This is a genomic window from Frankia tisae (assembly GCF_025403405.1).
Taxonomy (GTDB): Bacteria; Actinomycetota; Actinomycetes; order Frankiales; family Frankiaceae; genus Frankia; species Frankia tisai.
In genome coordinates this window covers 1-13,285 of the sequence record NZ_JANEZT010000184.1, presented here as the reverse complement: position 1 = coordinate 13,285, position 13,285 = coordinate 1, and the positions used below count along the sequence as shown (strand labels likewise).

The following is a 13,285-nucleotide window of genomic DNA, read 5'->3' as shown; positions in this document are numbered from 1 at the left end:
GGATAGGGCCGTGGCCGGGGGTACATAGAGCGGTGGGAGCACCGCGACCGGCGGGCGTACCGACACGGGGTGGTGGCCATGCAGACGGCCGATGTGGCGATCGTGGGAGCGGGGCTGGCCGGGCTGTCCGCCGCCACACTGCTCGCCGACCAGGGGCTCGACGTGGTGGTCTGGGAGGCGGCCGACGACGTCGGCGGGCGGGTCCGCACCGACGAGGTGGACGGGTTCCGCCTGGATCGCGGCTTCCAGGTGCTGCTGCCGTCCTACCCGGAGATCCGGCGCCAGATCGACCTGCCGGCGCTGCGACCGCAACCGTTCTTTCGTGGGCTGGTGCTGCGCGATGGCATCCGGTCGGTGGTGCTCGGCGATCCGGTCGGCGCCGCGGACGCGCTCGCGGGCCTGGTGCCGGGGCGGGCGCTGCGGGCCGCGGACCTGGCCCGGCTGGCGGCCCTCACGGCGCGTGACCGCCTGGCGGCGCCGTCGACGCTGGTCGCCGGGCCCGAGCGCAGCACCCGCGACGAGCTGCGGGCCCGCGGGTTGTCCGCCCACGCGATCGACGGGGTACTCGCGCCGCTGCTACGCGGCGTCTTCCTGGAGGAGGATCTCGCGACCTCGGCGCGGTTCTTCCATCTCGTCTGGCGCAGCTTCGCCAGCCGGGCGCCGGTGCTGCCGGCCGAGGGAATGGCGGCGCTGCCCCGCCAGCTCGCGGCCCGGCTGCGGCCGGGCACGGTGCGGTTGGGCTGCCCCGCCGACATCGTCACCCGGGGCGGCGTGCGCTCCCGCGGCGGGGAGTCGCTGCGGGCCAGGGCGGTGATCGTCGCCACCGACGGCACCACCGCGGCCCGGCTGGTACCGGGGATCGCCGAGCCGGCCTGGCACGGTGTGACGACCTACTACTTCCGGGCGGACGAACCGCCGCTGCGCCGCGGGGCGCTCGTCGTCGAGGGCGCCGTCGACGCGCGGCGGCCGGCTCGCCCGGGCCGAACCGGGCCAGTGATCAACACGGTGGTCCTCAGCGAGGTGGCTCCCTCGTATGCACCGCCGGGGTCCGCGCTGATCGCCGCGTCGGTACTGGGCGTGCCCGAGGACATGCCGGCCGTCGTGACGCCGCCCGGCCAGTTCGACATGACCGACCCGTTGCGCGCGACCGGGCCGCTCAGCCTGACGGACCCGAACGAAGCGGCCGTGGCGTCGTCCGGGATCGAGCGGGCCGTGCGCGCCCACCTCGGTTCCCTCTACGGCACCGACACCGCCGGTTGGACGCTGCTGGCCAGCTACCCGGTGGCGCGGGCGCTGCCCACCATGACGAGCCCACATGTGCTCCGCCGGCCGGTGCGTACCCCCTCCGGCGTCTACGTGTGCGGCGATCACCGGGACACCAGCTCGATCCAGGGTGCCCTGTACTCCGGGCGACGCGCCGCCGAGGCCGTCGTGGCCGATCTCGGTGGCGCCCGCCCCGATCCGCCGGCGGAGAGCCCCAGCAGACGGCCCGAGGTCGGCTTGGGTAGCACCCGTCCGACGGAGTCCGTGGCCGCCAGGGATGTGGCTGGCTGAGACTTTGGTGTTGTTCAGCCCGAGGTCTACCCGCGAGGGTGATGATGGCGGCCGGCGCCGACGCTACGATCTTTCTGTCTGTAGCACGAAGTTCACCCCGTGGGGTGGTTCACCTGGATGACAGCACGAGTCCCCTCGCCCGCGGCCTGCTGGACGCCGCGCCGGACGCGATCGTCGGCGTCCGCGCGGACGGCCGGATCGCGCTGGTCAACGCACAGGCCGAGCGCCTGTTCGGCTACACCCGGGAGGAACTGCACGGCGAGCCTGTCGAGATCCTGATCCCCGAGTCCGGCCGCCGCCTGCACCCGCATCACCGTGGTTCCTACCTGCGGGACCCGCAGCCGCGGCCGATGGGCGCGGGGATGGCGCTCGCCGGCCGTCGCCGCGACGGCAGCGAGTTCCCAGCGGAGATCTCCCTGTTGGCCATCGAGGGCGAGGGCGAAATCCTCATCACGGCGGCGATTCGGGACGTGACCGACCGGCTGGAGGCGCAGGCGGAACGGGAACGCCTGCGTGCGCAGGCCGAGCGCAAGCAGATCGAGGCCCAGCTCCATCAGTCGCAGCGGCTGGAGAGCCTGGGCCAGCTCGCCGGCGGCGTCGCGCACGACTTCAACAACCTGCTCGGCGTGATCATCAACTACACCGCCTTCGTCAGTGAGGTGGTGGCGACGGCGGCCGAACGCGACGGCGGCCAGTGGGAGGCGGCCCGCCGCGACATCGAGCAGGTCCAGCGGGCCGCCGAACGGGCCACCCGGCTGACCCACCAGTTGCTCGCCTTCGGCCGCCGGGAGGTCGTCCAACCGCGGGTGCTCAACCTCAACGATGTTGTGCGCGACATCGAGGAGATGCTGCGGCGCACCCTCGGTGAACACGTCGAGCTGATCACCCTGCCGGCCGCCGACTCCTGGCCGGTCTTCGCCGACGCCGGTCAGCTCGAACAGGTGCTGGTCAACCTGGCCGTGAACGCGCGTGACGCGATGCCGGCCGGCGGCAAGCTCACGATCGACACGTCGAACATCCTCGTCCATGAGGACATCGCCGGCGAGCGGCCCGGCCTGAAGGCCGGCCGGCATGTCAGCCTGCGCATCAGCGACAGCGGCAGCGGCATGACCGCGGAGACGGTCAGCCGCGCCTTCGAGCCGTTCTTCACCACCAAGCGCAAGGGAGAAGGCTCCGGCCTCGGCCTGGCCACCGTGTACGGCATCATCACCCAGGCCGGCGGCCACACGGAGATCTTCTCCGACGTGGGCCTGGGGACGACGGTGAGCATCCTGCTGCCGGCGGTGGACGGCGTCGCCGTCGACCCCGAACCGATCTCCGACGGGGCCATCCTCACCGGCGGCGAGACGATCCTCGTCGTCGAGGACGAGCGAGCGATGCGCGAGGTCACCCGGCGCCTGTTGGCCCGCAACGGCTACCAGGTCATCACCGCGGCGGACGGGCATCGCGCCGTCGAGCTCGCCGTTCGCCACCCTGCCGAGATTCATCTCCTGCTGACCGACGTCGTCATGCCGCAGGTCCTCGGCCGGACCGTGGCCACACTCGTCCGCCGGCACCGGCCGGGCATCCGGGTGCTGTTCATGTCCGGCTACGCCTACCCGGTGCTGGCGCACAACGGAACCCTCGATCAGGGCCTGGCGCTGCTGGGCAAGCCGTTCTCCGAGCAGGTGCTGCTGGCAAAGGTGCGCGCTGTCCTCGACGGCCCGGTCGCGACCTGATCGGTACCCGGGGGCACAAGGGGTGTCGGGAGTACCGGGTCGGCGTCAGGCGCGTCAGGCGCTGGGGCGGTCGAGGCGGAACGCGGCACTCCAGCCGCCGGTCGAGGCGTCGTGGCGCAGCTCGACGCCGATCAGGTCGGCGACCGGGCGCAACCGTGCGGCCCGCGCCGCGTCCGCTGGCGGCTCGTACGCGCGCGGCCGGACTCGCAGCAGCAGGCTGACCTCGGCCGGCGCGGACCGCACCGCGAGCCAGGCGTGCTCGCCGGTTCCCACCGGATCGCTTGCCTGCAGCAGCAGCTGCGCGGTGGCCAGCACCACCGAGATCTCCGCGTGGGTGGGCGGATGTTCGTCGACCTGGAGGTCGGTGTCCAGGCGGTCGACGAGCAGGCCGGCGATCCGCAGGGTCAGACCCGCCGTCAGCGACTGGCGCGCGTCGTAGCCGAAGCGGAAGACGCCCGGCGGTAGCTGTAACGCGTTCGTCGCGGCGCGCAGATGGTTCTCGACCTCGCCGACGCGGTCGGCGAGGTCGCCGGACAGCCGACGCCGGACGCTGGCCAGGTCGAGCAGGACGGCGGTGAACTCCTGCATCGGGCCGTCGTGCATCCGCTCCGTCAGTGACCGGTGCCCGCGCTCCTGTAGGGCGACCATCAGGTGGAGCAGGTCGAACGACGGAGCGGGCGGGCAGCCCTCCGGTCCCGGCCGGCGGAGGTCGGGGCAGGCTGGGGTCCGCGCCGGAACGGTCTTCGTCGTGCTCGCCGGTTCGTCGCCGTCGGTCTGCGTCGTCACCCTCGGTCGGCCCTGTGTACCCGATCCGCCGGGACGACCGTGCGAACCGCGGCGACCAGTTCGTCGGCGGTGAACGGCTTGGTCACCACCGACAAGCCGGTCGGCACCGGATCCAGCCCCGCGGCGCCGGTCAGAACCAGGCAGCGGGCCGTCACCGCCGGGTCGATCCGGCGCAGCTCGTCGATGAGATCTGCGCCCGAGCGGCCGCCGAGCCGTAGATCGATGAGCAGCACGTCGTGGGCAGCGGCATCCAGGAGCAGCGCCTCCTCGACGGAGCCCGCGGCGCTCACCAGGAACCCCTCCGCGCCCAGGATCCGGCTCAGTAGCGCGCGTAACATCTCGTTGTCGTCGACGACGAGCGCCGTCGGAGCATCCATGTCCCCACCAGTTTCCGCCGCCGCATCCCCTGCCGCACCCCCCGGCCCGGATCTCCTTGGCCGCAACGGTACCGGTAACCGCTCGTGTACCAGAGGCTCCCGTCGACACTCGGCAGCAGTTGGGCCGGCTGGCAGCACCGGAGCGGCGGCCGCGGGCAATATATGACCAGCGTCACCCCTGTGCCGGTCGGTCCTTACGGGCCGCCGGAGGTCAACAGTTCGTCGAGTTCAGCGCGGGTCGGCATCGCGATGCCGGCGCCGGCTCGCTGCACGGCGATGGTGGCGGCAAGGTTCGCGTGGAACAGGGCGGTGGCCGCGGGCAGGCCGGCGGCGATGCCGGCGCCGAACGCCCCGCAGAAGCAGTCGCCGGCCCCGGTCGTGTCGACGACCGGGACGTGCCGCGCGGCGAGGGTGACGACCGTCCCGGCGATCCGCGCGCACACCCCGGCGCCGCCGAGAGTGACGACGATGTTGTCGTTGGGTCCGGCGCCGTCGGCGAGCAGCTCGCGCACCTCGACCAGGGCCCGCGGGCCGGGCAGCGAGCCGACGCCGACAGCGGCCGGGACCAGGCTCGCGAACTCGTGCTCGTTGACCAGGACCACGTCGGCGGCGGCGAGCAGGTCGGCTGCGGTGGGCCGGTGCGGGGCCGCGTTCAGCATCGTGCGGGCGCCGGCGGCTCGGGCCCGGTGAAGCGCCGCGGCGTTCACCGCCGCCGGGATCTCGTTCTGCAGCAGTACCACGTCGCCCGGGCCCAGTCGCAGCGCATCCAGTCCGCTTGCCGAGACGGCGGCGTTGGCGCCCGGCACGACGACGATCACGTTCTCGCCGGCACCGTCGACCATGGTCACGGCCGTGCCGCTCGGCCCGTCGACGACCGCCAGCGGGGCGACGTCGACGGCCTCGCCGCGCAGGAACTCCCGCAGCGCCGAGCCGAAACCGTCGGAGCCCACGGCGCCCACCATGACCGTCTCGGCGCCCAGCCGGCGGGCCGCCACCGCCTGGTTGGCGCCCTTGCCGCCGGGGGACAGCGCCACCGAGCTTCCCATCACCGTCTCGCCCGGCCCGGGGATGCGGTCCACGCGCGTCGTCACGTCCATGTTGGTCGAGCCGACCACCACGACCCGTCCCACCGCGCGCCTCCCGCGACCTGGTCACCGGCGCGCCGCCCGGTGTCGCCGGCGGCCGGGCCTGCCCATCGTGGCAGAGCCGGGCCGCGGCCGGGGGCCGGATGGGAGCAGCCGCGGATCAGCGGGCCGCGGGGAACCTCGCCCGCCGATCCCGTGCGGCCCGCTTCGCCTTGTACATGTCCGCGTCGGCATGGCGAACGACGAGATCGGGATTGCGCGGGCCGGCCCCGCCGCCGACGGTGCGCGAGGACGCCAGCCCCACCGTCGCCCCGATGACGATGGCGTGGCCGGCGGAGAGGATCGGGGCCGCGACGGTCTCACGCACCCGCTGGGCGGTGCGCCGCAGGGCGTCGGCGTCGATGTCGGGCAGCACCATGACGAACTCGTCGCCGCCGAGGCGGAACACCGCGCCGTCCGGTGGCGCCGAGCCGGGCGGCCTCGTCGGCCGGTCGGTGGTCGGCCGGTCGGTGGTCGGCCGGTCGGTGGTCGGCCGGTCGGTGGTTGGCCGGTTCGGGGTTCGGCCGCGCTGCGATCGCAGTACCTCCGTCAGCCGGGCGGCGATGGTGCGTAGTACGTCGTCACCCGTCTGGTGGCCGAAGGTGTCGTTTACCGGCTTGAAGTCGTCGAGGTCGACGAGCAGGATCGTGAAGGGCGCCTGTTGCCGGGCCAGGTGGTCAAGCAGCTCGGTGAGTGCCAACCGGTTCGCCAGCCCCGTGAGTGGGTCGCGAGTCGCCCGTTGCCGCAGCTGTTCCTGCAGCTGGCGCCGCTCCCCGACCTCGTGACAGGTCAGCAGCAGGCCGCCGTCGAGGTAGCCCGGGCCGGAGGCGGGCCGCCAGACACCGACCTCGATGTCGAACCACCGGTACCCGCCGTCGGCCGTGCTCAGCCGGATGTCCAGCAGCGACGCCGGGCTTGCGCGGTGCCGTTCGGCCAGGAAGTCCTGCATCCCGGCCCGGTCCTCGGGATGGACGAGCTCGACCAGCGGCAGCCCGATCCTGGTCTGGACCGGGTACCCCAGCAGGCTCTCGACCGCGGAGCTGATGAACGTCGGGCAACCGGCCCGGTTGAGGTTGATGATGATGTCGTGCGACTCGTGCAGCAGGGTCTGCAGCCGCGTGCCGTCGCGCCGGATCGCCTGGTCCTGCCGCAGGATCGCCCGCGTCAGCCCGGCGACGGTGACGACGACGATCGCGACGAGCAGCAGATCGCTGAGGGCATGGTTGGGCTGCGACCCCGCCGTCCCCCGGTAGTCGAGGCGCAGCACGAGGTACGCCGGCGCGGGGCTGCTGGGGATCTCGGTGGCCACCGAGATGCGAGGGCTGCCGTGGCTGTCGCGCGCCGTGACTCGCTTGCTGTGGCCCGGCCTGATCGTGCGCAGCTCGCCGGGGTCGAGGACGATCCGCCCAACCGTGGTGGCGTCGTTCGATATCGCCGCCCGACCGTGCTCGTCGACGATGCTGATCGTCATCCCGAGGTTCTGGGCCGAGCCGGCGGTCGCCGTCGCGGCGCCTCCCCGGCCGAGGGCGCGGGCGATCTCCGCGCCCGGCGGCCCGTGCAGCGTCCGGCCCAGCACCAGGAACGCGACGCTGCGACCAGCGCGCCGGACGGGCACGATGCTGTAGATCCGGGCCCCGCCGGACTCGTCGAGGACCGGGACGGTCAGGCCGTTGTCGCGGGCGGCGCCCCAGATCGGGCTGTGCGCGGGGAACGGCACCGCCGCCCCCGGGGGCTCGATCGCCCGGGGGCGGCCGTCGGTGCCGACGAGGGCGAGCGGGGTGTCCACTGCCGACATTCTCGGCGTGGCGAGGATGGCCAGCGTCCGGGCGTCGGCCGCCGGGTCCGTCAGCGACCAGGGCAGCCGGGAGACCGGGTCGATCAGACGCCGGGGCTGGCTCAGGTCCGCCGCGAAGCCGGCGAGACGGATGGCGAGGGCATGGCTGTCGGCCATCCGCTGGGCCTCGGCCCGCCGCCGGTTGGTGTTCTCGATCCCCAGAGTGATCATGGTGGTGGTCAGGATCACGGCGCTCAGGGCCAGCAGCGGGACGGCCCGGGAAAGCTGGGCGCGGAGGCTGGCCCGTTGCTGCCGGGACGGCCACCACAGGTCCATCCGGCTCGGCGTCCCGGCCTGCGATGCCGGCGCCGCGCCGTCGGTGATCTCCTCGGGGTTGGTCCCGGGGGGCTGCCCGGCCGGTTCGGCGCAGGCCTGGTCCGCGGCGGCCTGCGGTCCCACCGTCTCGGGAACGACGATCCCGTCCATGGTGCCGTCGGGGAACGCGACCGGGAGCGGCTCGGCGATCGTGAACTCGTCCGCGTCGGCACCGGCCGCGCCGGTTTTCCCCGCCGCGCCGGGCGGGCCCGGCATCGCCACCGCGTACCGCCCCGGCCCGGCCTGCTTGGCCCGGTACATCGCCTGGTCGGCGGCCCGCAGTAGTCGCTCGGGCCGGGCCGGTCCGGCGCCCGCCAGAGCGAGCCCGACACTGGCGTCAACCCGCACCACGTAGCCGTCGACGAGGATCGGTTGGCCCACCGCGCGGATGATCCGGGCGGCGACCGCGCGGGCGGCGGGCTCGTCGGTGCCGCGCAGCAGGATCCCGAACTCGTCGCCGCCGAAGCGACCACCCGCGTCCGCCGCGCCGAGCTCGGACCGGATCCGCGCGCCCACCGTCTGCAGCACCTGGTCGCCGGCTGCGTGCCCGAAGGAGTCGTTCACCTGCTTGAACCGGTCGAGGTCGACGAACAGGACCGCGCTCGTGCCGGCGGGGCGCGGGGATGCGGCGGTGGCGGCGAGCTCCTCCTCGAAGGTCGACCGGTTGAGCAGTCCGGTCAGCACGTCGTGGCCCGCCTGGTAACCGAGCTGGTCGAGCTGGCGCTTGCGTTCGCCGACGGCGTGGCAGGTGATCAGGACCTCGGCGGCGGCGGCCCGCTCCGGCAGCCGGCGGGCAGCGATGTCGAACCAGCGATCGGCGCCGCTGGCCGGAGTGAGCCGGACGTCGAGCAGTGATCCCGTGGTCGGGTTCTCGATCAGGCGCAGCAGCCGGATGGCGTCGTCGGGATGGGCCAGCTCGGTCACCATCCGTCCCAACCAGGGCTCGTCCGGATGGCCCAGCAGGGGAACGATGGCCGGGCTGACGAAGGTGAGCCGGCCGGTCGGGTCGGTGACGAGGACGATGTCGTGCGCCGCCGCGAACAGCGCCCGCAGCCCGGCCTGGCGACGCTGGGCGGCGGCCTCGCGCAGCAGCCCGAGGAAGACGATGCACAACACGCCGGTCAACGCGACCGCCAGCAGGGTCAGGTTGCGCCGGTCGCCACTGGCCCGCAGGTCGGCGTACAGGGAGTTCGTGGGCTGTTGAAAGTAGGTCAGATACCCGGTCGCCGGCTGTGACGCAGTGATGTGGGTCGTCGTCCCGCTGGGACCGGACGACTGCCAGATCCGCGGGGCGTCGCCGCGGGCAAGGGAGCGGCGCAGCTCCGCGGCCGCCAGGATCTGCCGGCCGGGCAGCGCGGGGTTGGTCGAGGCGATCGGGACGCCGTTCGGGTCGATCGTCGACACGCTGCCGCTGCTGGTTCCGAGAACGGTCGCGATGCCGCCCAGGAGCTGAAGGTTGATCTCCTGGGCGGAGACGGACACCAGCGCGGCCCACGGCCGCGGTGACCCGACCGGGACCACGGTGGCGCGGACCGGTGCGTCGCCGAGCGTGAAGACGGGAGACACGGCGCCCGTGCCGGCCCACGCCGATGACAGGGCGGCGCCGAGGTCGCGTGGAACCACGGTGCTGCCCCGCGGGTACGCCGCGGTGACGGTGCCGGCCCGGTCAACCAGGGCCAGTAGCCGGGTGACGTCGCCCGACGGCGTGAGCTGCAGGCCGGTGAGGAGACGCGCGTTGGTGGCGCCGTCGTCTGGCCGGAAGGGGACGCGGTCGACGGCGGCCGACAGCCCCGCGGGGGCGTCGGCGTCGGACTCCCACCGCGCGAGCTGCTCGACGGTCTCGGCCCGGGCCGCCAGCCTCGACGCCTCCTCCCGGTGCAGCAGATCGGCGCCCATGTGAAGAGCCAGGGAGCCGAGCACCAGGATGGCCACCAGGATGGCCAGCGGCGGGAGGAACCGCCGTCGGCGGGCCGGTTCGTGGTGGGCCGGTTCGTGGTGGGCCGGTTCGTGGTGGGCCGGTTCGCGGTGGGCCGCGAGCGCGGCCATGACGCGGCGGGGTGATCGCCGCCCGCCGATCCGGCCACCTCTGATCATCTGCGCGCCCCGCCCGACAACGTTGCCCGGACTCGACGGATCTCACCGTGAGTAAACGTATTCTGATTTCCGGGCGGCGATTCCTCCCGGTTGTGGGTGAGCATACGAGTATCAGCGCCGCGAGTTTCATCGGCCGCCGCGCGCCCGGTAACAGCCGGGCCCGCCCGTGTGCAGCGCACAGCAATGGGTTGGATGTCGGCGCAGGCCGGTACGACGGTCCGGATTCCCCGCCGGCAGAATGATGGATACTCAGGGCTGTTTCGCCAATACTTTGCGTCAATCTCGGCGGCGTGGCTCCTGGTAGCCTCAACTTTGGGTGTTTGAGAGTGACGTAGCGTGTCTATCTGGCGGCGAATTGTTGTCGTGACGCTGCCACCGCTCGCGATCCTCCCGACGAGCCTGAGGTTACTTTCGGTGTTCCTCGAGACTCTCCGTAGTGCCTGGGTGGTCTAGCCCATTCGAGCATCGCGCAGCATGATCAACTGATCACGACGTGCTCCAGGACCTGGCGGTGACCTCTGCAGAGGGGACGGGCCTTGTTCCGCGACGGCCGCCCGTCGGTGGGCCGGTGCCCTGGTCCGTTCGTCGCGGGGAGGACGAGGCCGGGGCGGCCGAGCCGGTCATCCGCGCCCGTTCCCGGCGCGGTTCGGATCCATCGCCCGCCGGTCGTCACAAATGCACAGTCGCGCTCGCGGCGACCGGCCGCGAATTGTCCGGATGGCGGTTATATCCCCGCTGGACGGTTTTTTCCGGATGGCCGGCGGGCGCCGCAAACCAATATGTTGCTCTCGTTTTCACGCCGACCGATCGGGCTGACACAGCCCATCCGGGCAGGCGTGGCCGGGCCGGACAGGTGGGGTCGGCAGGGACCGGGTAGACCCGCTGCCAGAGGGCACGCCGGGCGCCGGGTCTGCCACCGTCGCAAGTCGCACGTTTCGTCGAGAGGAGTGGCGATGAGTTCGTCGATCGAGGCGCAGCGGCCCACTGTGGCTCCGCGGTCGTCTCCCGCCCGGACGCATGAGGTGACGAATCAGCCGCCGCCCCTGGTCGGCCACGACGCGTCCGCGGATCCGGCGCTGCTGGCGGCGCTGGTCCGGGAAGGCGCCGGCTGGCACCTGGACGCCCTGCGCCGCCTGGGACGGCTGGCCGGCACCGAACAGGCCCGGCGCTGGGCGGAGGAGGCCGACCGGTTCCCGCCCGAACTGCGCACACATGATCGTTACGGCAATCGTGTCGATGAGGTCGACTTCCACCCGTCCTGGCACGCGCTGCTCGAGGTGGCGGTGCGGGAGGGGCTGACCGGGGCACCGTGGGCGGACCCCCGCCCCGGCGCGCATGTCGCGCGGGCGGCGAACATCCTCGTCTGGGGCACTGTCGAGCAGGGGCACCTGTGCCCCGTGTCGATGACCTACGCCGCGGTCCCGGCGCTGCGGGCCGCCCCCGATCTCGCGGCCAGGTACGAACCGTTGCTCACCAGCCGGGTCTACGACCCGGGGCTGCGCCCGCCGGCAGGCAAGGCCGGGCTGCTCGCCGGCATGGGCATGACCGAGAAGCAGGGCGGCTCGGACGTTCGGGCGAACACGACGACGGCGACGCCGGCCGCGGATGGCACCTATCGGCTACGGGGCCACAAGTGGTTCACAAGTGCGCCGATGAACGACGTCTTTCTGGTCCTGGCGCAGGCACCTGGCGGGCTGTCCTGTTTCTGGGTGCCGCGGGTGCTCCCGGACGGCAGCCGGAACACATTCCGCATTCAGCGCCTGAAGGACAAGCTCGGCAACCGCAGCAATGCCAGCAGCGAACCCGAGTTCGACGACACCGTGGCCTGGCTGGTCGGCGCGGAGGGGCGTGGGGTTCGCGTCATCATCGAGATGGTGGCGATGACCCGGCTCGACGCCGGCCTCGGGTCCGCGGCCGGGATGCGGGCCGCGGTCATGGCGGCCGCGCATCACATACGCCACCGGCGGGCCTTCGGAACCTGGCTGATCGACGCCCCGCTGATGCGCAATGTGGTGGCCGATCTGGCCCTGGAATCCGAGGCGGCGACCACCATGGTGCTGCGGGTCGCGGGAGCCGTCGACCGGGCCGCTCGCGGCGACCGTGGTGAGCAGGCGTTCAAACGCCTGGCGACAGCCGTGGCGAAGTACTGGATATGCAAGCGGGCACCGGGCGTGGCCGCCGAGGCCCTCGAATGCCTCGGCGGAAACGGCTATGTGGAGGAGTCGGGCATGCCCCGGCTCTACCGGGAGGCGCCCCTCAACGGGATCTGGGAGGGCGCGGGCAACGTCAATGCGCTCGACGTGCTGCGGGCACTCGACCGTGAACCGGACGGCCTCGACGCACTGTCCGTGCAGATCGAGGCGGCTCGCGGCGCGGACGCCCGGCTCGATCGGGCCTGGGATCGGCTGCGCGCGGAATTGCCGCGGGCGGCGGCCGATCCGTTCGTCGCGCGTCGCGTCGTCGAACGGTTGGCGCTTGTTATGCAGGGTTCGCTACTGGTCCAGTATGCCCCGCCCGCGGTTGCGGACGCCTTCTGCGCGAGCCGGGTCGCCGGTGACGGGGGTCTCGCTTTCGGAACGTTGCCGCCCGGGGTTGATACCGCAGGTATCCTCGACCGGATTGCTTCGGTAGATAGTGTTACCGATTCAATCGGTGATACCCGTCACGAGCGAGATGATGGCAGAATCTCTTTGTAATTCCCTTGCGACGAATAGCGATGGATCGCCCCTAGCCTGGTAGGCGACTGCGCCCGGGGGGTTTCCATGATGTACTTCTGCCTGGCGGTCGCCGGGCTGATTGTGTTTGCAGGAGTTCTCGGCCTGGTCCGCGGACGGGCCGAGTGGGCATGGATCCCCGATCGCCGCCGAGCGGGGATCGTCACCGGCGCCGGATCGGTGGCTCTTGTCGCGTTCGGGCTACTCGCGACCCAGGGTATCGGGACTGGTGATGGCGGTGATCACGATCCAGCCACGAACGGCTTCTTCCTGGTCCCGCCCAGGTCCGGCTCGTCCTCGCCCACAGCTGGGCGCGACGGGCAGCCGGGCACCCAGGCGCCGGATGCGACGAAGGACGACAAGGCATATGCCCAGCCCACCGACGATGTGACGGACAGCCGCGTGCCGGCCGGCCCGAACTACCCGCGGGACACCCCATCCAGCCGGGGGCGCACCGCGACGCCAGGCCGGGTGGCGGGCGTGCCTCCCGCGCCCGCCGGGTCCAATCACGCGGGCAGCCCGGCCACCCCGCCGCGAGGTGCGACCCGCCAGCCCGGGAAGACAGGGCCGCCGGCCGCCTCGCCCCCACGCAGCGGGGGCACGGGGATCCACACCACCACCCCGCCGCGCGGTGGTGGGTCAGGCACCGCACCCTCGATTCCCTCCGCAGGCAGCCAGCCTCCAGCCGGCAACGGAAACACCGGCGGCTCCGGTGGTGGCGGCGGTGGCGGGTCCGGGTCCGGCGGCTCCGGTGGTGGCGGGTCCGGTG

At 72.8% G+C, this 13,285-nt stretch carries 7 protein-coding genes and 1 pseudogene; 3 read left to right on the top strand and 5 right to left on the bottom strand.

The window, feature by feature from the left end; genetic code table 11:
* Nucleotides 1-24: 24 nt before the first annotated feature.
* Entirely contained in the window at nucleotides 25-1,554 is a 1,530-nt protein-coding gene (locus tag NBZ85_RS17980) for an NAD(P)/FAD-dependent oxidoreductase (RefSeq protein WP_368861403.1), read from the top strand.
* A 104-nt stretch (nucleotides 1,555-1,658) separates the two neighbouring features.
* Nucleotides 1,659-3,272, top strand: coding sequence for a PAS domain S-box protein (locus tag NBZ85_RS17975; RefSeq protein WP_261555209.1), 1,614 nt, complete (start codon nucleotides 1,659-1,661; stop codon nucleotides 3,270-3,272).
* A 54-nt stretch (nucleotides 3,273-3,326) separates the two neighbouring features.
* Here the strand turns inward: NBZ85_RS17975 and NBZ85_RS17970 are convergent, their stop codons facing one another.
* From NBZ85_RS17970 to NBZ85_RS17955, 4 genes are all read right to left on the bottom strand, one after another.
* Nucleotides 3,327-4,058: a histidine kinase gene (locus NBZ85_RS17970; RefSeq protein WP_261555211.1), complete on the bottom strand. Its 732-nt coding sequence runs from the start codon at nucleotides 4,056-4,058 to the stop codon at nucleotides 3,327-3,329.
* The gene (locus NBZ85_RS17965; protein WP_261555212.1) at nucleotides 4,055-4,435 is read right to left on the bottom strand and encodes a response regulator; all 381 of its coding nucleotides are present in this window, start codon (nucleotides 4,433-4,435) and stop codon (nucleotides 4,055-4,057) included. The genes NBZ85_RS17970 and NBZ85_RS17965 overlap by 4 nt, the downstream gene beginning before the upstream one ends.
* 194 nt (nucleotides 4,436-4,629) lie before the next feature.
* Complete coding sequence (locus NBZ85_RS17960) at nucleotides 4,630-5,565, bottom strand: ribokinase (protein ID WP_261555213.1); 936 nt, start codon at nucleotides 5,563-5,565, stop codon at nucleotides 4,630-4,632.
* A gap of 115 nt (nucleotides 5,566-5,680) precedes the next feature.
* Nucleotides 5,681-9,802, bottom strand: a complete 4,122-nt coding sequence (locus NBZ85_RS17955; RefSeq protein WP_261555218.1) for a diguanylate cyclase domain-containing protein — start codon at nucleotides 9,800-9,802, stop codon at nucleotides 5,681-5,683.
* A gap of 953 nt (nucleotides 9,803-10,755) precedes the next feature.
* Between NBZ85_RS17955 and NBZ85_RS17950 the strand changes: the two genes are divergently transcribed.
* Nucleotides 10,756-12,498 (top strand): acyl-CoA dehydrogenase family protein, encoded by a 1,743-nt coding sequence (locus NBZ85_RS17950; RefSeq protein WP_261555219.1) that lies wholly within the window; start codon nucleotides 10,756-10,758, stop codon nucleotides 12,496-12,498.
* A gap of 524 nt (nucleotides 12,499-13,022) precedes the next feature.
* On the opposite strand, the pseudogene NBZ85_RS17945 reads toward NBZ85_RS17950, so the two are convergent.
* Nucleotides 13,023-13,285 (bottom strand): annotated as a pseudogene (locus NBZ85_RS17945) (hypothetical protein); the annotation flags it as partial.

Bases quoted from the DNA above. Each gene is read 5' to 3' on its own strand.
- NBZ85_RS17965 (WP_261555212.1), bottom strand. From the start codon at position 4,435: ATGGATGCTCCGACGGCGCTCGTCGTCGACGACAACGAGATGTTACGC.
- NBZ85_RS17955 (WP_261555218.1), bottom strand. From the start codon at position 9,802: ATGATCAGAGGTGGCCGGATCGGCGGGCGGCGATCACCCCGCCGCGTC.
- NBZ85_RS17950 (WP_261555219.1), top strand. From the start codon at position 10,756: ATGAGTTCGTCGATCGAGGCGCAGCGGCCCACTGTGGCTCCGCGGTCG.